The sequence below is a fragment of the Sedimentitalea todarodis genome (genome assembly GCF_032595355.1).
Taxonomy (GTDB): domain Bacteria; phylum Pseudomonadota; class Alphaproteobacteria; order Rhodobacterales; family Rhodobacteraceae; genus Sedimentitalea; species Sedimentitalea todarodis.
Genome location: NZ_JASMWN010000001.1, coordinates 144,943 through 166,152, shown reverse-complemented (window position 1 = coordinate 166,152; position 21,210 = coordinate 144,943). Strand labels below are relative to the sequence as shown.

Genomic DNA, 21,210 nt, shown 5'->3' with positions numbered 1-21,210 from the left:
GCGATCTCGGCAAAGGCTGTCTGCGGATGGCACCCATTGGAATGGAGGAAACCGATGGCTTATGACTATACGCCTTTTCCCTACGTCGCCCCTCCCGGGCTGATCGGGACCGAACCGCGCCACGCGGTTGCCATTGTCGGGGCCGGGCCCATCGGCCTCGCCATGGCCATCGACCTGGCGCAGCGTGGTATCAAGTCGGTGGTGCTGGATGACAACAATGTGGTGTCAGTCGGCAGCCGGGCGATCTGCTGGTCCAAGCGGACTCTTGAGATTTTTGACCGCCTTGGGATCGGTCAGCGGATGCTCGAGAAAGGCGTCACATGGAAGGTCGGGCGGCAATTCTACGGCGACAATGAAGTCTACAGCTTTGACCTGCTGCCGGGGGATGGCCACAAGTATCCGGCCTTTATCAACCTTCAGCAATACTATGTCGAAGAGTACCTCGTGGACCGCGCCCGTGAATTCCCCGAGATGATTGACCTGCGGTTCAAAAACAAGGTCATCGGGCACCGGGATAACGGCGATTTTGTCACTCTGGAGGTGGAAACCCCCGATGGTGTCTACGAGATCGAAGCCGGCTATCTCATCGCCTGCGACGGGGCCGGATCGGCGACGCGCGAGCGCATGGGGCTTGATTTCAAGGGCCAGACCTTTGAGGAACAATTCCTGATCGCCGACATCGAAATGGAGCAAAGCCCCTTTGGCGACGAGGACGTGCCCGAACGGTGGTTCTGGTTCGATCCGCCTTTCCACACGGGCAAATCGGCATTGCTGCACATGCAACCCGACAATATATACCGCATCGACCTGCAATTGGACGCTGATGCCGATGGCAAGGCCGAGGCCGCCGAAGACAAGGTGATCCCGCGGATAAAGGCGATCGTCGGGGACAAGCCGTTCAAACTCGATTGGGTCAGCGTCTACAAATTCCGCTGTATCAAACTCGACCAGATGGTGCACAACCGGGTGATCTTTGTCGGAGACAGCGCCCATGTCGTCAGCCCCTTTGGCGCGCGGGGCGGCAATGGCGGCATTCAGGATGTGGACAACCTGGCCTGGAAACTCGCCGCCGTCCTGACCGGCGATGCCCCACCGGCCCTGATCAGAACCTATCATCAGGAGCGCAGTCATGGGGCCGCCGAAAACATCATGAATTCCTCCCGTTCCACCAACTTCATGACACCAAAAACCCCGGTCGAAGCGGTGTTTCGGGCCGAGGCGCTGCGGTTGGCAAGGGATCAGCCCTTTGCACAGAAGCTGTTGAATTCCGGGCGTCTCTCGGTCCCTTGTTCGCTTGAGGGCATGGACCTGCAAACGCCCGGAACGGCGCAGGTCGCGCCGGGCCGTGCAATGCTGGACGCGCCTCTGGCAAGCGAGACCGGAAACAGCTGGCTCCTGAACGAGGTACAGGGTCATTTCACGCTTGTAGGCTTTGGCGACGTGCTGTTGCCAGACCTGCCATCCGTGCGCCGGATCGGCATCAATCAACGTGCTGACTATCCCTGTTTCACAGCGGCGGGCGGCCATGCAATCCGTCGTTACGGATCGGCCAAGGCCTATCTGTTCCGTCCGGACGGCCATGTCTGTGCGGTCTTTGACAATCCCACCGAACAGGCCGTTCTGGCCGCCAGGGAACGGGCATTGGGCGCCGAACTTGAGGAGGACGCAGCATGAGTATCGCACCCGACAGGCTGAGCCCGGACCAGGACGATTTCTACAACACGCTGATTCATGCGCATGACGGCCTGGGCATCGAGGAAAGCCACGCCCTGAATGCCCGGCTTGTCCTGCTGATGGCGAACCGGATCGGCGATCTGGGTGTTCTGACCGACCTGATCAAGACAGCGCGTCGCTATTCCGATGACTGAGACCGTTCTCTACGACTACTGGCGGTCCTCTGCCAGCTATCGGGTCCGCATCGCGCTGAACCTCGCCGGGGTCGCCTATTCGACCGTCCCCGTCGATCTGGTCAAGGGCGAACAACGTTCGCCAGAGCATCTGGCCCGCAATCCGCAAGGCTTTGTACCGGCATTGGACATCGACGGGGTGCGGTTGACCCAATCGCTGGCGATCATCGCCTACCTTGATGAAACCCGCGGGCTGGACCTGCTCCCCACAGACCCGATCCAGCGCGCAAAAGCCCGCGCCCTGTCCTATGCGATCGCGATCGACATTCATCCGGTCTGCAACGCATCAGTGGCCGCACATGCGCGCGAAATCTCCGGGCGCGAGGATGCCGTTGACCGCTGGATGCAGCGTTTCATCCGACCTGGGATGCAGGCCTTCGAAACCATGATGGGCGCGTTCACCCAATCGCCATACTGCTGCGGCACCACGCCGGGGCTGGCCGATATCTGCCTTATGCCACAGATCTACAATGCCCGCCGCTGGGGTGTCGAGATAGACGATCTGGCGCGGACGACGGCTGTTGAACGGACCTGCGCCATTCACCCGGCCTTTGCGGCCGCCTATCCGGACACGTGCAAACCCGCCTAAGCCGCAAGGCAAACATGGGGCATTCACTGTTCACCGTGCCGTGTTCACCTCCGGTTTTCGGTGGCTCCAGTCTTCGCGCGATACGGGAAAATCCGGAGGACGAACATTGCAACGACACCAGCGGCCCAACCGCTTCGGTCTCGGGTGAACCGGGGCTGGACGTCGAAGACGCGCGCTATCTCGCATCACTTGATCCGAGAGCCGTGGGTGCCGCCCCCTGGAAATTCGAAATTGCTCCGCCGGCCGAGGGCGACGGCGCGTTTGATGACCATGTCGTGCTGCTGAAGGAAAACGGGGGTATCCGCTGAAAACCATGAACACCGGACCGCATTTGCGCGAAGGCGTGAACGAATGCAGGTTTGCTCTCGGGCAGGCCCGGAGTCGCAGCTGGGTGCAGATGATCATCAATCCCGTCGCTCTATATTGAGACGACCGCCGCCGCGTTGCGACGCGGTGGCATCCGTGCCACTGATACTGAATTCAAACGGGAGCATCAGCATGTCAGAACATGGCTACGAGGGCGGGCGGCTGAACTTGCCGTTTGTCGGCATCTGCACCTTTGGCAAATACCCTTACATCCAGGACTGGGATGCGATCAAGGCCGACGCTGCGGTCATGGGCGCGCCGTTTGATTTTGGGGCACAGTGGCGCTCCGGTGCCCGTATGGGGCCGCGCGCGATCCGCGAGGCCTCGACCCTGTTCTCATTCGGTCATGCCGGGGCCTATGATTTCGAGGACGACATCACCTATCTCGATCCGTCAGAGCTGAGCATCGTTGATATCGGTGACGCCGACATTATCCACACCGATACGATTCAAAGCCATGCGAATATCGAATTCGGCGTGCGCAAGATACTCGCTTCCGGGGCCCTGCCCGTGGTTCTTGGCGGCGACCATTCGATCAACATTCCCTGCATCAATGCCTTTGACAATCAGGATCCGATCCACGTGGTGCAGATCGACGCGCATCTTGATTTTGTCGACGAACGCCATGGCGTGCGGTTTGGCCATGGCAACCCGATGCGACGTGCGGCGGAAAAGTCATATGTCACCGGTCTCAGCCAGATCGGTATCCGCAACGTATCCTCCACCGCGCGCGACGGCTATGTCGATGCACGACGCATGGGGTCCGACATCCAGTCGGTGCGTCACGTGAGACGTATGGGCACGGCGGCGATGTTGGATCGCATCCCGGCGGGTGCGCGCTACTATCTGACGATAGATATCGACGCCTTCGATCCCTCCATCGCACCGGGCACCGGTACGCCGAGCCATGGCGGCTTTCTCTACTACGAAGTGCTCGAACTGATTGACGGTCTGGCGCGGCGGGGCAACATCGTCGGCATCGATCTGGTTGAGGTCGCCCCTGATTACGATCAGACCGCGACCACCGCGATCCTGGCCGCACAGCTGTTGATGAACACCATCGGCCGCGTGCTGTTTCATCGCGGGAAGCAAAACGGGAATCCGTAGGTGCAAACCGAAAACGGGCCGCCCAAAAGGGACGGCCCGCCAAGATTTTCAATGGCTTACTTGGAGCCGAGCGACCCCAGGATTTTTGCCTTGGCGTCGCCGATCGTAAAGCTGCCCGGTGCCTGCCGTGGCGGGTATTCTTCGAACGTCGCAAGGAACTCGGCCACATAATTCGCTGCCGGCAGCAGCAGGAACACATGGTTCAGATACCAATCGTAATATGTGTTCGAGGTGATTGTCGCCCGCTCGTAAGGGTCCTGACGCAGGTTGAACAGCAACGGAATCCGAAGCTCCGTCCAGGGCTCTGCCCAGGCACGCAGGGTTTGCGGGTAACGATGCTCAAGGAAGATCGCCTTCCAGGGGCCATAGCGCAGCGCCGTCAGATCGCCGTCATCGGAGAAGTAGAACACTTCCTTTCGGGGCGATTCCTCTTCTTCGCCAAGCAGATAGGGCAAGGTGTTGTACCCATCCAGATGCACCTTGTAATCACGACCGCCGCCCACTTCGGCCACGGTGACACCCTCCAGTAGCTGTTCTTTGATGTCAGGCACGCCCGCCATCGCAACGAAGGTCGGCAACCAGTCCATGTGGTGCATGATCTCGTTGGACACCTGACCGGCTTCGATCTTGCCGGGCCAGCGCACCATCGCGGGAACACGGAAGCCGCCTTCCCAGTTGGTGTTCTTTTCACCGCGGAACGGGGTCATGGCAGCGTCGGGCCAGCTGTTCATGTGCGGACCATTGTCGGTGGAGTACATCACGAAGGTCTTGTCGGCGATGTCGAGCTCGTCCAGCAGGTCGAGAAGCTGCCCCACCTGCATGTCATGCTCGATCATGCCGGCGCGATACTCATCCACGTGGCTGCCGACAATCTCGTCGGCCTTCTCACGCATTTCTTCCTTTACATGGGTACGGAAGTGCATGCGCGTGCCATTCCACCACACGAACCAGGGTGTACCTTCAGCTTCCTTGCGCTTGATGAAATCAATCGCGCCGCCCAGGGTTTCCTCATCGACGGTTTCCATCCGCTTCTTGGTCAGCGGGCCGGTATCCTGAATCTCGCCATCTGCAAAAGAATGCACAACGCCGCGCGGTCCGAACATCTCGCGGAATTCCGGGTTCTTCGGGTAATCCTCGAGCTCGGGTTCTTCTTCGGCGTTCAGGTGGTAGAGATTGCCAAAGAACTCGTCAAAGCCGTTGTTTGTCGGCAGCATCTCGTCGCGGTCACCCAGGTGGTTTTTGCCGAACTGGCCAGTCGCATAGCCTTGCGCCTTGAGCAGGCCGGCGATGGTCGGGTCCTCGATCTGCATACCTTCCTTGGCGCCGGGCATGCCAACCTTGGACAGGCCGGTACGAAACACCGATTGCCCGGTGATAAAGCTCGACCGTCCGGCGGTGCAGGACTGCTCTGCATAATAGTCGGTAAAGATCATGCCTTCCTTGGCGACGCGATCGATGTTCGGTGTTTGATACCCCATCAACCCCATCGTATAGGCCGAGATGTTGGACTGGCCGATGTCATCGCCCCAGATCACGAGAATATTCGGTTTTTCATCCTGTGCCCAGGCAGGCGCGGCCAGGGTCACGGCGCACGCAACTGCGGCGGCTTGCTTTAGCGGGCGTAACCAGCGCCCGGGAACAGAGGTTTCAGTTAACATTAACAATTCTCCTGTTGGTTGATTTTACAATTCGAGCGCCGCTACGAGGCACTCCATGTTCTGAGTTCGGATTTCACGCATGTCCAGCAAATCATGCCAGTTTAGCCAACCCTGATCGCATCTGTCCCAATTTCCGTCAGACACCCCAAGCTTCACCTTACACAAAGTCATCGACTTGCGAACTCCCCTGCTCATTGTGGCACGGAATGCAATTTCGTGAATTGATCATTTGAGCGGTTTCTGGCAAAAAAAGTTTGTGCAACTGGATCTTAAGACCGCTGACAGTATCTTCAAAAGCCATGGATGGCTTGCAACCTGTCCGGAGTCCGTGCGCCGCAAGGTCTTGGAGACGGGTCGTGTGCGCCGGTTCGCGGCCTCTGAAACGCTCTACCGGCTCGGCGAGATCTCCGACGGCGTATACGGTATCGTCGAAGGCAGGGTCGTGGTCTCGATCCCAAGCGATGCCGGCACAATCTATGATTGCTACATCGGCAGGCCCGGCTTCTGGATCGGTGATCTTGCGCTATTTTCCAAGTCAACCCGGCTCGTCTCGCTAACGGCCGAAACGGATGTGACCTGCTGGTTCCTGCCGCAGACTCGCCTGCATGATCTGATCAGGGCCGATCCGGATCTGATCTGCCTGTTCTACGCGCTGACCCACAGAAACATGGCCACAACGATGCGGATCATGGCGAACCTCACGATACCCGACAATGCGCGCCGTCTGGCCGCGTGGTTGCTGTTCCAGGACGATCAGATGCCGTCGACCGGATGCTGGATCGAAGCCTCGCAGGAACAAATCGCGATGCAGAACATCGTATCGCCGCCAACCGTACGCCGTCTGCTCAGGCGCCTCCAGGAAAAGGGCCTGATCGAGTTGAGGTATGGCAAGGTACGTGTGGCGAACCACGACAGGTTGCTCGCGTTCAGCAGAGCGTGACCACGATGAGACCCACGCCCACAAGACAAGAACCGGGTTGTGCCGATAGGTCAGAAAACGGATAACGACCAAAACAGGCAGGGACGGCGATGCGAGACATTTTCCCATGGACGTTTGCGGTCTTGATGATTGCAATCGGTCCGGATTCTGTGATTGCGCAGCAAATCGCGGATCATCCCGCCTATATTGGCAGCGACGCCTGCACCGATTGCCATGCCGAAGAGGCCGAAGCATGGGCAGGTTCTCATCACCAACTGGCCTGGACCGCGCCAGACGGGGACCATATTCTCGGCGATTTCAGCGGCGACACCGCCGCGCCCGGCGAATTGCAGTCCCGGTTTCTGACCGGACCGACCGGACCCGCCATCGAAACAGAGGGACCAGATGGCCAACTCGCGACCTTTGCTGTCGCCGGAGTTGTCGGAATCGCGCCGCTGCAACAATATCTGCTCGAAACCGAACCGGGCCGACTGCAATCTTCGGATCTGGTCTGGGATGTGGAGGGCAAGCGTTGGTATGATCTCTACCCGGATCAGGATTTGCCCGCCGGAGACGGGCTGCACTGGACCGGCCCCTACAAGAACTGGAACGGTCGTTGTGCGGAATGTCATGCGACCGGGTTTGAAAAGAACTATGATGCCAGCACCAAGACCTATGCCAGCACCCAGTCCGAGATCGGCGTCGGTTGCGAAGCCTGCCACGGACCTGGCGCAGCACATAGGGAATGGGCGCTGGCGAACGGAAGCTATGACCCGGCGCAGTGGCAACACCTGTCCGAAACCGGATTGACCATGGATTTCAACGCCGGGGCCGAGGCGGAGATTCAGCAATGCGCGGGCTGCCATTCCCGGCGCGAGGCCTTTGCCCAGGGCAATCCCTTGCCCGGCACACCGTTTCACGATGCCTATCGCCTATCGCCGCTTCGGCCCGGGCAGTACCATGCGGATGGCCAGATACGCGACGAGGTCTATGTCTATGGCTCGTTTCTGCAGTCCAAAATGTACGCCAATGGCGTCGCCTGTACTGATTGTCACAACCCCCACACCGCCGAACGCGTAGCCGAGGGCAACGCCGTTTGCACGCAATGCCATTCGCCGACTGGCAACGATCGATTTCCGTCGCTGCGCCCTGCGCTCTACGACGACCCCAGCCACCATTTCCACGAATCCGGCAGCGAGGGTGCGCAGTGCAAGAGCTGCCATATGATCGAACGTGTCTATATGGGCATCGACGGGCGTCGGGATCATTCGTTCCGCGTGCCACGCCCGGATCTCACCGCCGAAACGGACGCGCCAAACGCCTGCAACGATTGCCACCAGGAGAAATCCGCGACATGGGCCGCAAAGGCCATTGCCCAATGGTATCCTGACAGCCCCCACCGAGGCCCGCATTTCTCGCAGGTGATCGCCCCGGCGCGCCAAAATCCGGTGGGTCAGATCGAGGGGCTGATCGGTATCGTCGAGCATGAAGATCTCCCCGGCATCGTCCGTGCCAGCGCGCTCGATCTGCTCGCCGAGGTCGCGACCCCGGAGATCGCGGAGCGGATGATACCCGGATTGTCCGACCCTGATCCGCTTGTGCGTGCCGCTGCCATACCGCTGCAACGCGCCGCAGGGCAGACCGATATTCTGAGCCGCATCGTCGATCTGCTGAGTGATCCGGTGAAATCGGTTCGCATTGCCGCCGCCCGCGAATTCCTCGCCTTGCGCGTCGCGCATATGCCTGACAGCTATACCCGGGCGCTGAACAGCGCGATGACCGAGTGGCAGCGCGCGCTTTATTCCAACGCTGATTTTCCCGAGATTCAAATGGTTCTTGCCGGCATTGGCCTGACCACACGCAACATGCCCGCAGCGCTTGAAGCCTTTGGTGAGGCGGTCGAAATGGATCCGCAGCTGGTTCAGGCCTGGACGATGATGGTGCGTATCCATGCAGCCCTGGGCGACCGTGAGGCCGCTCTGGACACGGTGAACCGGGCGATTGCCGCGAACCCCGAGGATGTATCGCTCGGATTGATGCGGGCCGATATCAAAGGCTGATCACCGCAGGCCGTCCTCACCTTTGACCTCCTCGGCTTGCAGGCCACCCATCCGGTGATGGATGCGCGGCCCGCGCGCCATGGCCAGCGCAAACAGCAACTCTTGCGCGCGCGGCCCATCGGGTACGCCTACTTCCATGCCGTCAAAATGGCTGCGCACGTAGGCGGCATTGATATGGCCCAGCGGAATGTCGATCCTTGTACCAACACCGCCCATTTTCATCGACGACGGCACAATCGCCTTGGCCTCGCCCAGCCGTTCGCGCATCGCATAGCCGCCGGGCACGTGCCACAGCGCCGTATGCTCCAACTCGCCCCCCTCACCGACCAAGGACGCCTTGCCATAGCCATCTATGCCGTCAGGCCCGCCCATCGCCTCGATCAGGCGGTCCGTCATCTGCAATCCCAGCGGCTTCAGATCATCCATCGCCGATTGCAGATCGGCGGTATGGCCCCCGGCAAAAGGATTGCGGACCAACGCCACGATCGCCGCGCGGCGTCTGGGCTGTGCAGGCGCTGGCCCGCCATCGTGGTGAATATCCTCGATAAAAAGCATCGTCTTTCGCAGAGTGAAATCAGGCATGCAGTCTGTCCTTTTCAGGCTGTGTCAGGTGTTCGGGCGCTCCAATGACGCGGTACGTCTCGCCAAGTCGCAGATAGGCCGCGATAATATGCCCGCGCGACAGGCAACGTGCCGCATAACGCGCGCCGGCATCCAGCGCGCTTGCTACATCCTCGGGAGAAAGCGCGTCCACATCCACGGTCACAAGCCGCGCGCCCAGATCGCTGTCCGGGGCCAGATCACAGGCGCGTGCCCGGCGGATTGCCGGATGACCGGGCAGATCCACCGCGTTGGCGATCAGGGTGGCCGCCACATCCGCCTGCGCGGCTGTCGTGGCCAGCACCGTCACGCTGTCGGCAATGCCCAGCGAATGACTGCGCCCGCGCCAGCCCGAAGTGGCGATCCCACGCACCGGACTATCGAAAGTCAGAGTGATGCGCGGCGCGGGTCCGGTGGCGATGGCTGCGGCAAACGTTTCTGTCGACGTGAGATGAAGGGCGATGTCGCCGCCATTGTTCACATAGGCGCGGCGAATATCGCCTGCGGCACAAATCTGGTGCAGGATCTCATCCGCAACCGCGCCCGCAACTGCCGCCATCGGCGTAACGAAACCCGGCTGATGCGCCGCCGCCGCGCGCTGCATGGCCGACGCGACTTTGCCCCTGAGGGGATGACAGTCCTCAACCGGGCGACGCAAGGCATGCAGTTCCGACGCCAGTTCCGACAAGACGCTATCAAACCGGTCCGCCGCACGCCGCAGCCCCAGGTCGCGCCCCGGTCCCGTCGCATCGACGATCAGGTCAATTGGTCCATGATGGAAATGCAGCCTTTGCCCGTCGAGCAGCATCGATATCTGCGGCGTCTGCATCTCAGCCGCGATCCTTGGCCACGGCGCGGGTCGCTGACCCGTATTCGCCACCATGTTCCAGCACATCATCAACAGTCCGGACCGATCCGTCATGCCCGCCCAACGCCCGAAAGTCGGCGCGGCTCACCGTGAATTCCAGCGGCGCCACGATCGCCGGGGTCGGCACATAGCCAAAGGCATTGTCCGGCATCTGCGTTACATCCGCCATCAGGGTAATGCCCCCGCCCGGCCACACATAGGCGGGTGCGCCGCCGACCGTCACCCGTGTCTCGAGCGCCTGAACGGAGCGGGTCAGCTTTACCGGGTTCTTCGTCACGCCCGACCGCAGGGAGCCGCCCGCGCCGCCCATGAACATCACCGTGCACAAGGCCGGTTCGCAATTCTCTGCAATCAGATCCACCGACGGGCACAACGCCTCTGGCAAGGGTGCGGGTTGCGGCACCAGATCGTCATCCAGAACATAGTATCCGTATTGCTCGCCCGTGGTAGACACCATCAACAGGGTCAAACCGGGCCGCGCGCCTTTCTTGGGGTTCCAGTCGCCGAGTATGGTCAACGGATCCTGCACATCCGTTCCGCCCCAGCCGAGCCCCGGGTCCGCCACCTGAAAATACCGTCCGGGAGTCGAGCGCCGCCCCTTGATGCGAATACCGGTGTCGGGCCAGCCCAGGACCTTGCCAGCCTGATGTTCGCTGACCACGCCGGTGATGTGATCGTCCACGACGACCACTTCGTCGACCAGCCCCTGCCATTGCACGGCAAACATGCCAATGGTGGCCGACCCACACCCGACCCGCATGCGTTCTTCCCGGTGACCGTCAACAACCGGGGCCTGCCCCGCCTGCAGGATCGCCGATGCGCCGCCATCCACCGACAATTCGACCGGCTCGCGGTTGCACAGGCGCAACAGCGTGTCACAGGTCACGCGGCCTTCGGGTTTGCTGCCCCCTGTCAGGTGATCGACGCCACCAAGGCTCATCATCTGGCTGCCATATTCAGAGGTAATCATGAGACCGACAGGTTCGCCCTTGGCCCGCACCACGGCACCTTCTCGCCCCAAATGCCGGTCGGTGTCGATCTTCACCTTGACCCCGCAATAGGAAAAGATCGCCTCGGTCACGACGGTGACAAAATCCACCCCGTCAATCTCGCGGCTGACGATGAACGGTGCGGGTTTGTAGTCGGGATAGGTGGTGCCCGATCCCACGGCCGTCACAAAGAGATCATCCCCCGCGACCAGATCGCCATCCCAATCGGCCTTCAGAAACGGGCGGATTTCGCCGCCCTGCTCGATCCGACGATCCAGCACGGTCAGCGGATCGCAACGAATGATCCGGCCGCCCCGGTTCGCATAGCGGTCGCATGCCCCGATCTTGCCATCGGCGATGTAACACATGACCGGGCAGGCATCGCAGCGTATCTTGTCCGCCGGTTTCGTCCGGTTCCTATCCATCGCGCGCCTCCTGCTGCGCGGCCCGGATTGCCGCCAGCACCCGGTGCGGCAGCGCGGGTAACCGCGAGAGCCGCGCCCCGCTCGCATCGCGGATCGCATTCAGGATCGCGGGCGCAGTCGGGATCAGCACATGTTCGCCCAATCCCTTGGCCCCCATTGGGCCTTCGGGATCGGGTTTCTCGATCAGGATCGAGCGGATTTCCGGCATGTCGCCCGTGGTCGGGATCAGATAGTCATGCAGGTTTTCGGTCCGGCCCGGAATGTACTCCTCCATCAATGCCATGCCCAGCCCCTGCGCAATTCCACCTTCGATCTGCCCTTCGGCCAGCAGCGGATTGATCACCCGGCCCAGATCATGCGCCGCCGTGATCCGTTGCACCCGCACGGTGCCCAGCATCATGTCCACGTCCAGTTCCACCAGTTGCGCGCCATAGCCATAGACCGCATAGGGTTTGCCTTGCCCATTTTCATCCAGCGGCTGCGTCGGCGGGTCATAGCTTTGCTCGGTCATGATCACATAGCCATGCGCATCCACCGGCAGTTCTGCCAGATCAATGATCCGCCGACCCTCGCCATCCGTCACCCGCAGCGTCATACCGACGAGTGAAATCCGCGCATCATCGCCCATGTTGCTGCGCGCCAGAATATCGGCCCGCAGCGCCGCCCCGGACAGCATCGCCGCCTTGCCGGTGATCACCGTCTGACGCGACGCCGAGGTCTTGCCACAATCGGGCGTCAGCGCGGTATCCGGGCCAACCAGATCGACCTGATCCACCGGCAGGCCAAGCGCATCGGCGCATATCTGGGCAATCACCGTATTCGCACCCTGCCCGATATCTGTCGCCCCCTGATGCAAGACCAGCCGCCCGTCGGGCGTAATCCCCAGGCGAACGGTTGACGGATTTGGCAGAGCCGTATTGCCGCAGCCATACCAGCAGGAAGCCACCCCTATGCCGCGCCTGACATGACCCGCGCGTGCATTCCGTTCTGCCGCCGTGCGGACCGCATCCGCCCAAGGGTCATGCAGCGCGTCGAGACAGTCGGAAATTCCAACACCATGCAGTTCCTGGCCACACACCGACAGGTCACCATCCCGCAATGCGTTGAGACGCCGGAATGCGAGACGATCGATGCCTGCCATTTCAGCCAGGTCATCAAACAGTGTTTCCTGCACGATTGCCGCCTGCGGCACGCCAAAACCGCGAAACGCGCCGGACACCGGCCCGTTGGTGTGCACGGCGCGCGCCTCGGCGTGATAATTCGGTATCCGGTAAGGGCCTGACGCGTGTACCGGCACCCGGACGGCGACGGTCGGACCCCAGCTGGCATAGGCACCGGTATCGAAATCACCGTCAAGTTGCATTCCGGTCAGACGTCCCTGCGCGTCTGCCGCAATCCGGGCCGACATCGTGGCCGGATGGCGCTTTGTGGTCGAGCGCATGCTTTCCCCCCGGGTATACACCATACGCGCAGGCTGGCCGGTCTTCAGCGCAACCAGACCGATCAACGGTTGCAGCGACAGGTCCAGCTTGGACCCAAAGCCACCCCCGGCAGCAGAGGGAATTATACGCACCTGCTCGGGTGCAAGGCCGAGCACGCGGGCCGTGTCGTCACGATCCAGGACCGGTGCCTGGGTGCAGGCCAGAATGACCAGCGTGTCTTTCTCCATCCAGGCGACACCAGCCTCGGGTTCGATATAGGCATGCTCTACATGCGAGGTCCGGAAATCGGCCGCCGCCACATGTACCGCCTTCCTGATGGCATCCTCGGGATTGCCCCGGCAAACCTTTCCAGTGATCAGGATGTTGCCCTCGCGGTCCGGATGAACCATATCGGCCCCCGGCTGTCGCGACGTTTTGGCAGAGGCAAGTCCCTCCATCGTCTGCCATGTCACCGGGAACCCAGTGAGATCGAGGGCTTCCATCACGGCAGGCTCTGCCCCGACGATCGCCACGGCTTCTCCCCGCATCCGCACATGGCTCACGGCCAGCGCGGGTTGATCGGCAAAGTGAGGAATCACCCCAAACCGGTTCTCGCCGGGAATATCGGCGGCTGTGAAGACATGTACCGGTCCGGATTGTGCCACCGCCCAGCCCGCGATGTCGCCAAAGTGGAACCTCGCAGCGGCGTGTGGGGATCGGATAGCGCGCACCATCAGCGCTCCGGACGGAACATGATCAGCCCCGAATACCTCGGTTCCCGCGACCTTCGCCAATCCGTCAAGCCGTGGGAGCCGCGCCCCGACAGCCGCACCGGAGGCGGGCGAAACGGTTGTCTCTTGCCGGTTTGCGTCCATCACGGCCATGATGATCTTGGCATAGCCCGTGCAACGGCAGAGAACACCGCCAAGGGCCGTTTCGACCTCAAGCCGGGTCGGGTCTGGCCGTTTGCGCAAGAGTGCGGTGGCCGTCATCAACATGCCCGGCGTACAGATGCCGCATTGCGCCGCTCCGTGCCGCAGGAACGACTGCTGCAACGCATAGAGCGTGCCATCGCGCGGCAGGCCTTCGACGGTTTCGACGTACGCACCATGCGCCTGCGCCACGGGGGTCAGGCAGGCACAGACCGGTGCGCCATCCACCAACACGGTGCAGGCCCCGCAATCGCCCGCGTCACAGCCAACCTTGGTGCCGGTCAGGCCCAGATCGCTGCGCAGCACATCGGAAAGGCGACGTCCCGGGGCAAACTCGAGTGCAACCGGCGTTCCGTTGACGGTCATTTGCGGGCTTGTGGCGTCTTTCATGACGTGTCCGCCAGATCGGTAAGGGCACGACGCAGGAGTTCGGTGGCGGCGCCCGCCCGATAGGGCGCATCCGCGCGGATGTCGGAAATCGGAGAGAGACACGACGCGACACCCGCGTCGGTCAGATGATCGGACAATCCTTCAATCGGTTGACCAATCAATGCGCGCTCCAGATCGCGCAATCGGACAGCCACGGCGCTGCAAGATCCCACCGCCAGCGCCATGTCGGCAACGACGCCGTTCACGACATGCTGTCTCACGGCGACCATGGCGATGGAAATGACCAGGTACTTTCGCGCGCCCAGCTTCCGGAACCGGCTCGCCCCCCGACAGGCCAAGTCCGGCACATGCACCGCCGTCAGCAATTCATCCGCGTGGCGACGCGTCTGGCGCACGCCAGTGAGGAAACCCGCCAGCGGCAAGCGTCGCGTGCCTTCCGGGCCGGTCAATTCCACCTCGGCGTCCAGCGCCAGCAATGGGGGCACCCCATCCGCCGCAGGGGATGCATTGCAGAGGTTGCCCGCAACCGTTCCAGCATTCTGAATCTGTACCGAACCGACCTCTGCCGCCGCCTGTTTCAGCATGTCAAAGGCTGGCGGCAATTCAGCGTCGAGCAGATCGCTCCATGTCGTTGTCGCGCCAAGACGCCAGCCCTCCTGCGTCCGCGACACGCCGCGCAGCCCGCTGATCCCCGTGATATCGAGCACCGGCCCCGCCAACTCCTGCCGGTCCGTCGCCGGGAACAGATCGGTGCAGCCCGCGGCAACCACCGCGCCCGTATCAGCCAGCACGGCAAGCGCATCGGTGAGTGTGGCGGGCCGGTAATAGCTGGGCACGAGAAATCCTTGGCTGTTGGGATCGCAATCTTGTTAGTATACAAACGGATTTTGCGGATGCATCCGCGACCTGTCAATCAAAACCCCTGCGGAGAGGGCACCAATGGATCAACCGTCGACAAAAGATGCGGATTACGTGCTCGACCAACAGGTCGGTTTCATCATGCGGCAAGCCAATCAGCGGCATCTTGCAATCTTTGCCCGCCACGTCCCCGACCTGACCCCGATGCAGTTTGCCGCGCTGGCACAGCTTTGCGCCCTGGGACGGGTGTCGCAGAATGCTCTGGGGCGGGCGACGGCAATGGATGCGGCGACGATCAAAGGGGTTATCGACCGACTGCGGCGCAAGGGCTATGTCGCCTCGGCACCGGATCCGGACGACCAGCGGCGTGTGCACCTGACGGCAACCCCTGACGGATTGGCGGCATTTCGCACACTGACCCCGCGCGCGCATGGCACTACGGCGGAAACACTGGCACCGCTCAGCGATGCGGAACAGGCAGACTTCCTGCGACTGCTGTCCAAGTTGATCTGAACGTCAGACGCCGAGGTGGCGCTCCAGTATCGTGTGATCGGCGCGCAGAACGTCGGCGTCCAGCGTTTCGAGGTTCTGGCCGTTCTCGATGAACGCCACGCGGTCGGCAACAGACAGCACCGCATCCACCCGTTGCTCGACCAGAAGGATCGCAACGCCCCGGTCGCGCATCACGGTGATGACCTCGCGGATCGCCTCGATCATCGAAGGCTGCAACCCTTCGGTGGGCTCGTCCAGCAAGAGGACCTTGGGCCGCAGACACAGGGCGCGAGCGGTGGCCAGCATCTGCTGTTCGCCACCGGACAGGGTCTCGGCCCGCTGGTGAAAGCGTTCACGCAATCGGGGAAACAATGCCAGCACATCATGAAGCACCTCGCGGCCTGAGCCACGCGCCATCAACCCGATCTCGATATTCTGCGCCACGGTTAGCTCAGTGAACAGTCTGCGACCCTGCGGAATATACCCGATCCCGCCTTTGGGGATTTGATGCGCGGGAAGGCTGCTGATTTTTTGCCCATCAAGGCGGACCTCACCGGAAAGCAGCGGCAGCAGGCCCATGATCGCCTTCATCGTCGTGGTCTTCCCCGCCCCGTTGCGCCCCAACAGGCAGAGAATTTCGCCTGCTTTGACAGAAAAGGTCAGATCACGCAGGATCTGGGCGTGGCCGTAGGCAACATTGATGGCGGACACCTCGAGCATCAGCCGGTTCCCAGATAGGCGGCCTGTACCGCCCTGTCGGCGCGGATCTCGGCCGGCGTGCCTTCGGCCAGAACCTGACCGAAGTTCAGAACCGTGATGCGGTCAGCCGTTTCCATGACCACCGCCATATTGTGTTCGATCAGCAGGATCGTCGCGCTGGCGGACAGTTCGCGGATCAGCGCCTTGAACGCCTCGATCTCGCTGTCGGCGAGCCCCTGCGTCGGTTCATCCAGTATGAGCAGGCGCGGCTTCTGCACCAATCCCATCGCGATTTCCAACAGGCGCTGATGACCATAGGACAGATCGCCGGCGGCCCTGTCGGGCGGCTCCCGCAGGCCAACATGTGCCAGCGCTTCTGCCACTGCGGACTCGACCTCTGCCCCGCGAAGCCGTCGCCGCGCCGCCAGCGCAACGTTCTCGGCAATCGTGAGGTTGGCAAAAACCGACGTAATCTGAAACGTATAGGCCATGCCCAGATTGATGCGCTTGTGCGCCGGCAGCGCAGAAATATCGTGATCATCAAACCGAACCGTGCCCGCCGATGGCTCGATCCGCCCGCAGAGCATGCCGACAAAGGTGGTCTTGCCCGCACCGTTCGGGCCGATCAGCGCCCGGACCTGACCCTTTGGCAGATCGAAATCCACATCTTCGACCGCATGCAGCCCGGCAAATTGCTTGGACAGGCCGCGTGTCGCCAGAAGGGTCATGGCAGCCCCCGCCAGAGACGCTTGCGCACTTCACCCGCCAGCCCTTGCGGCGCGAACAGGGTCAGCGCCACGAGTACCACACCGGCGATCAGCATATAGGCCGTGGTGACGCCGCTTGAGAGGTCGATCAGATAGAACATGAACAGCGTGCCGATGAACGGGCCGAGCACCGTGCCAGCGCCGCCCAGAAGCACCCAAAGCAGCGGGAAAATCGAATATTGCACCGAAGCAAAGCTAGCCCCTACATAGCCAAAGAGCAGGCCATAGACCGCCCCCGCCGCCGCCGAGAGCGTGCCCGACACCACGACCGCCGCCAGCTTGTGCGCGAACACATCGTAGCCCAGCATGCGCGCCCGCTCCTCGTTTTCCCGGATCGCCACGAGAACCTTGCCAAACGGCGCCCGCACCAGCCAGAGCGTTAGAAGAAGGCACAGGGCGAACAGGCAAAAGGCCGCGAAATAGCGATTGGTCGGGTCCGACAGGTCCAGACCCCAGAGAATACGCTCGGCCTGCTGAATCACGAAACCTTCGTCACCGCGCGTGTATTCGCCGAAATAGAGCACCGTGAGATACCCCGCCTGCGCAAACATCAGCGTCACGATCATGAAACCGACCCCGACGGTGCGCAAGGCCAGCAAACCGGCGATGGCGGACACCGCCAACCCGACCAGCACGCCGCAGATCAGCGCCGGCGCCGGAGACAAACCAAAGTGGCGGACTGCGAGCCCCATTCCATACATGCCGGCGGCAAAGAACAGTGCATGCCCGAGACTGAGCAGGCCGGTGTAGCCGAAGAGGACGTTGAACCCGATCGCGTAACTGGCCAGCACCATGATCCGCGCGAGGTTGCCGTGATGATAGGCGGGCAGCACGAATTGCAGCGCGAACAGCAAGACCAGCAACCCGCCATGCAGGATCAGCGTCTTGGTGGCGTCGTTCATGCCCGGCGCACTCCGAACAGACCCTGCGGGCGAAAGACCAGCACCAGCGCCACCAGCAGCGTGGCGAGAATCTTGGCCAGTGTCGGCGAGAAGAACACCGATATGATGCCGTCCGACAGCCCGATGAGAATCGCCGCGACGACGGTGCCCGGCAGGCTGCCCAGACCGCCGATGATCACCACGATGAACGAGAGCAGCAACGGATCACCCCCCATCAGATAATGCGCCTGCTGGATCGGTACGATCAGCACCGCCGCCAACGCCGCCAGCGCGGCCCCCAGACCAAACACCAGCGCATAGACACGCTCGACCGGGATGCCAAAGGCCAGCGCCATGTCACGGTCAAGCTGCGTGGCGCGCATGATCAGGCCGATCTTGGTGCGCGCCATGACCAGCCAGACGCCGATCAAAACCAGCGCCGCAGCCGCGATCACGCCCAGTTTGTAGGTCGTCGTCGAAAGCCCCCAAGGCCAATAGAGTTGCGGTTTTCCGTCCACAATTTCAAACCACGGAATCGCAAGGCGCGTGTTGAACGGTGGTTCGACCGGGCGCGCATCGGGGCCGTAAGTCATCAAGGTAACCTGCTGAATAATATATAGAATCCCGATAGTTGCGACGATAGTACGCTCGGGATCATAGGTGATGCGCTTGAGGATCGTCATATCCGCCAGCGCCGCCAGCCCGCCGACCAGAACCGGCACCACAACGATGGCAACCGCGAAACCAAGCGCCGGATGCCCGGCGATCATGCTGGTCACCCACCACGCGAGCACCGCGCCCAGCATGAAAAACTCGCCATGTGCCACGTTGACCACCCGCATGACGCCAAAGACCAGCGACAGGCCGACCGCCGTCAGGGCAAGCACTGCGGCGGTGACCGCGCCTTCCAGCGAGGCGAGCAAGAGATACGGACCGATTTCCATTGCCGCGCACGATTGCCCAGGAACGCCGCGCGGGCAAGAGTGCGTCACCGTTTCAATGCGAGAAAAGCGAAACTTGCCCGCAAAGAAGCGCTTGCCCGGGCCATGGGCCGGGCTATTCTGTCCTAATTGAAGCCAGGAGACAGTCCGGGATGTGGTGTAAATTGAGACTCGTTGCAGCTGTTTTATTGGCTGGCCAATTGGCGACGGCAGCACCGGCACAAACACCCGAAGACATCATCCGCTGGGTGTATCAGTCTCACACCCAGACGGGGCCGCAGAGCGGGATCCATCACCTCGCCTCCCCCGCACAGCGCGCTCAGTTCTTTTCGCGGCGGATGGTGGCTTTCTTTGAGGCCAATGACAGCTATGGCAATGACCTTGCCAGCGCCTGTCTGGATTTCGCCCTCGATATTCCAGGCAATGATTTCGACGCGCAGGAGATCGCGCGCACTCTGTCGGTGTCAAGCACCGGTGATGCGGAACAGACCAGCGTCACGGCATCGTTCACCACCTTTGGTCAACCGGCACAGATCATCTATGATTTCATCTCCGAGGGCGGATTCATGCGGATCGACGACATTGCAGGCCCCGGCTGGCGCGTTTCCCTGATGCCCTGCGCCCCAAAACCCGCCGCCAGCGCCTCGCCGGCGCCTGCAAGTGGCGGCTATTGCTACATGTCAGGCGATGACACGCTGCGGCTCGATCTGCACGGCGACAGCGGCGCGTCGTTTGACCTCATAAGCTGGCAGGCAAATGGGCATACCTGCGGTGCGCGTGGTCTGGCCCGGGCCGTCGATGGCGGCTGGCTGTACGAAAGCAGCGAATTCGGCAGCGCTTGTCGTTTGGGGATCATGGTGGCGCCCGATGGCGGCATCCGCCTGAGCGACCCGGATCACCGGTGCAAGCAAGGACATTGCGGCCAGCGTGCGGTGATCGACGGGCTGCAATTTGCGCGAAGTACGCAAATCGACTGCGCCCAGATGCCCCGACATTGAAGAGGTCCGGCGGACGACACAATGCCGTCCACCGGGTCGAAATCAGAGCGGTTGTGTCGTGTAGTCAACTTCGTCGGGATAGAAGGTATCTTCAATCGACGTGGTGTGTTGCAGCACCAATTTTCCGTCGACGACCTTGCTGATGTATTGATGGCCAAACACCTGGTGCGTCTTGCCGTTGAACAGCTTGGCCCCCTGCGGGTGTTCGTTTGACGCCGGGATATCGGTCATCGCCTCGACCGCCTCGATCAGCGCCGCCCGATCACCCGGCCCCTGGTAGCCTGCGGCCTCCATTCCCGCCTTCACGGTATAGAGTGTTTCCCAACAGCCGAACATATGCGCATAGGTCGAGATATCCTTGGGATCGCTGACCGATGCGCCGTTTGCGTCGACACCCACGGCGGCGCGGTAGTGCTTGTCAAACTCGGTCTGTTCGGCTTGCGCATAGCGCGGGTTGCCCTCCCAGAAATAGGTGCCTTCGAGAAACTCCAGACCAGGGCTGGCCAGTTCCACGGCTTCGAGCGAGTCGATGAACCCGAACATCTCGGGTCGGCTCGGGCCAAAGAACTCGCCCAATTCCTTGACAAAGGTCAGCACCGCCGGCCCCACCATGACGTGATAGATCACCTCGGTCTCGCGCGGGATCTTGGGGAAATACTTGGTAAAGCTGGTCTCTGTCGGCGGAATGGCAATCTGCGCCACCACTTCGCCGCCCTGCGCGGCAAGGGCTTCGGTAAAATAGTCGCGATGATCATGGCCGAATGCAAAATCCGGAAAGATCATTGTAACCTTCTTGCCCAAACTCGACGATACGTAGGGCGCCATCGCCTGGACCTGGCTCTTGACATCGGTGATGCCCGGCTGAAGCGTGTAGCGGTTGAGCATGCCACTGGCGACGTGATGCCCCTCGGAGACCACAAAGTAAGGTAGTTTCAATTCGCCCGCGCGCGGTGCGGAGCCAATGACGACATGGGAAAACAGGGTGCCAAAGCCGATATCGCAATTGTGCTGGGTGGCGAATTTCTCGACCATCTCGGCCCCGCGTTTGGGATCGGTGCCATCGTCCTCGGCCACGATCTCGACCATGCGCCCATTGATTCCGCCAGCTTCATTGATCTGCTGGACGACGGCATTGGTGGTCCGGTCATACCAGCGCCCATAAGCCGCGCCGATCCCGGTGCGATGCACCTGAAAGCCGACGCGAATCGGTTCGGACGTTTGTGCCTGCGCATAGCGCGCCCAGAGCGGCAGGCATCCTGCTGCGGCCCCGGCTGCCAGCGTTTTCAGCGCGCCGCGCCGCGTCGTGGCAGCCGGATGAGTGGTGTCTTTGGTCATGAAATACC

At 61.7% G+C, this 21,210-nt stretch carries 20 protein-coding genes; 9 read left to right on the top strand and 11 right to left on the bottom strand.

The genetic code is table 11. From position 1 onward, the window contains the following. Positions 1-54: 54 nt before the first annotated feature. From QO231_RS00760 to speB, 5 genes are all read left to right on the top strand, one after another. A complete protein-coding gene (locus QO231_RS00760; protein ID WP_316772094.1) occupies positions 55-1,674 on the top strand; it encodes an FAD-dependent oxidoreductase in 1,620 nt (539 codons plus the stop codon). After that, positions 1,671-1,868 carry a DUF2783 domain-containing protein gene (locus tag QO231_RS00755; protein ID WP_316772092.1) on the top strand — a complete coding sequence of 66 codons (198 nt, stop codon included), beginning with the start codon at positions 1,671-1,673 and terminating at the stop codon, positions 1,866-1,868. Before QO231_RS00760 ends, QO231_RS00755 begins: the two co-directional genes overlap by 4 nt. After that, entirely contained in the window at positions 1,861-2,496 is a 636-nt protein-coding gene (gene maiA, locus QO231_RS00750; protein ID WP_316772090.1) for a maleylacetoacetate isomerase, read from the top strand. The genes QO231_RS00755 and maiA overlap by 8 nt, the downstream gene beginning before the upstream one ends. Positions 2,497-2,510: 14 nt before the next feature. Then, positions 2,511-2,804 carry a hypothetical protein gene (locus tag QO231_RS00745; protein ID WP_316772088.1) on the top strand — a complete coding sequence of 98 codons (294 nt, stop codon included), beginning with the start codon at positions 2,511-2,513 and terminating at the stop codon, positions 2,802-2,804. 190 nt (positions 2,805-2,994) lie between these two features. Then, positions 2,995-3,969 (top strand): agmatinase, encoded by a 975-nt coding sequence (gene speB, locus QO231_RS00740; protein ID WP_316772085.1) that lies wholly within the window; start codon positions 2,995-2,997, stop codon positions 3,967-3,969. A gap of 56 nt (positions 3,970-4,025) precedes the next feature. Here speB and QO231_RS00735 read toward each other — a convergent pair whose 3' ends face one another. Next, positions 4,026-5,627 (bottom strand): arylsulfatase, encoded by a 1,602-nt coding sequence (locus QO231_RS00735; RefSeq protein ID WP_316772083.1) that lies wholly within the window; start codon positions 5,625-5,627, stop codon positions 4,026-4,028. Positions 5,628-5,883: 256 nt separating this feature from the next. Between QO231_RS00735 and QO231_RS00730 the strand changes: the two genes are divergently transcribed. Together QO231_RS00730 and QO231_RS00725 are read left to right on the top strand one after the other, a co-directional pair. Then, positions 5,884-6,567 (top strand): Crp/Fnr family transcriptional regulator, encoded by a 684-nt coding sequence (locus QO231_RS00730; RefSeq protein WP_316772081.1) that lies wholly within the window; start codon positions 5,884-5,886, stop codon positions 6,565-6,567. A gap of 89 nt (positions 6,568-6,656) precedes the next feature. Then, positions 6,657-8,606: a multiheme c-type cytochrome gene (locus QO231_RS00725; RefSeq protein ID WP_316772078.1), complete on the top strand. Its 1,950-nt coding sequence runs from the start codon at positions 6,657-6,659 to the stop codon at positions 8,604-8,606. Here the strand turns inward: QO231_RS00725 and QO231_RS00720 are convergent, their stop codons facing one another. Genes QO231_RS00720 through QO231_RS00700 form a run of 5 tightly spaced genes read right to left on the bottom strand, consistent with a single transcriptional unit; the run spans position 8,607 to position 15,067 of the window. Then, on the bottom strand, positions 8,607-9,188 hold the full coding sequence (locus QO231_RS00720; protein ID WP_316772075.1) for an amino acid synthesis family protein: 582 nt from the start codon (positions 9,186-9,188) through the stop codon (positions 8,607-8,609). Next, a complete protein-coding gene (locus QO231_RS00715) occupies positions 9,181-10,035 on the bottom strand; it encodes a UPF0280 family protein (protein ID WP_316772072.1) in 855 nt (284 codons plus the stop codon). The genes QO231_RS00720 and QO231_RS00715 overlap by 8 nt, the downstream gene beginning before the upstream one ends. A gap of 1 nt (position 10,036) precedes the next feature. Next, a complete protein-coding gene (locus QO231_RS00710) occupies positions 10,037-11,488 on the bottom strand; it encodes a 6-hydroxynicotinate reductase (RefSeq protein WP_316772068.1) in 1,452 nt (483 codons plus the stop codon). Then, complete coding sequence (locus QO231_RS00705) at positions 11,481-14,231, bottom strand: molybdopterin-dependent oxidoreductase (protein WP_316772065.1); 2,751 nt, start codon at positions 14,229-14,231, stop codon at positions 11,481-11,483. Before QO231_RS00705 ends, QO231_RS00710 begins: the two co-directional genes overlap by 8 nt. Then, positions 14,228-15,067: an FAD binding domain-containing protein gene (locus QO231_RS00700; RefSeq protein ID WP_316772062.1), complete on the bottom strand. Its 840-nt coding sequence runs from the start codon at positions 15,065-15,067 to the stop codon at positions 14,228-14,230. Before QO231_RS00700 ends, QO231_RS00705 begins: the two co-directional genes overlap by 4 nt. Positions 15,068-15,170: 103 nt before the next feature. On the opposite strand from QO231_RS00700, the gene QO231_RS00695 reads away from it, so the two are divergent. Continuing rightward, positions 15,171-15,602 (top strand): MarR family winged helix-turn-helix transcriptional regulator, encoded by a 432-nt coding sequence (locus tag QO231_RS00695; RefSeq protein ID WP_316772059.1) that lies wholly within the window; start codon positions 15,171-15,173, stop codon positions 15,600-15,602. 3 nt (positions 15,603-15,605) lie between these two features. On the opposite strand, the gene QO231_RS00690 is transcribed toward QO231_RS00695, so the two are convergent. The 4 genes from QO231_RS00690 to QO231_RS00675 are packed head-to-tail and all read right to left on the bottom strand — an operon-like array spanning position 15,606 to position 18,872. Continuing rightward, on the bottom strand, positions 15,606-16,301 hold the full coding sequence (locus QO231_RS00690; protein WP_316772056.1) for an ABC transporter ATP-binding protein: 696 nt from the start codon (positions 16,299-16,301) through the stop codon (positions 15,606-15,608). Then, the gene (locus tag QO231_RS00685) at positions 16,301-17,008 is read right to left on the bottom strand and encodes an ABC transporter ATP-binding protein (protein WP_316772053.1); all 708 of its coding nucleotides are present in this window, start codon (positions 17,006-17,008) and stop codon (positions 16,301-16,303) included. The genes QO231_RS00690 and QO231_RS00685 overlap by 1 nt, the downstream gene beginning before the upstream one ends. After that, positions 17,005-17,949, bottom strand: coding sequence for a branched-chain amino acid ABC transporter permease (locus QO231_RS00680; RefSeq protein WP_316772050.1), 945 nt, complete (start codon positions 17,947-17,949; stop codon positions 17,005-17,007). The genes QO231_RS00685 and QO231_RS00680 overlap by 4 nt, the downstream gene beginning before the upstream one ends. Then, the gene (locus QO231_RS00675; protein WP_316772048.1) at positions 17,946-18,872 is read right to left on the bottom strand and encodes a branched-chain amino acid ABC transporter permease; all 927 of its coding nucleotides are present in this window, start codon (positions 18,870-18,872) and stop codon (positions 17,946-17,948) included. Before QO231_RS00675 ends, QO231_RS00680 begins: the two co-directional genes overlap by 4 nt. Before the next feature lie 185 nt (positions 18,873-19,057). On the opposite strand from QO231_RS00675, the gene QO231_RS00670 reads away from it, so the two are divergent. Further along, positions 19,058-19,867 carry a hypothetical protein gene (locus QO231_RS00670; RefSeq protein WP_316772045.1) on the top strand — a complete coding sequence of 270 codons (810 nt, stop codon included), beginning with the start codon at positions 19,058-19,060 and terminating at the stop codon, positions 19,865-19,867. Between the two features lie 42 nt (positions 19,868-19,909). Here QO231_RS00670 and QO231_RS00665 read toward each other — a convergent pair whose 3' ends face one another. Beyond that, on the bottom strand, positions 19,910-21,202 hold the full coding sequence (locus tag QO231_RS00665; protein WP_316772043.1) for an ABC transporter substrate-binding protein: 1,293 nt from the start codon (positions 21,200-21,202) through the stop codon (positions 19,910-19,912). Positions 21,203-21,210: the final 8 nt, after the last annotated feature.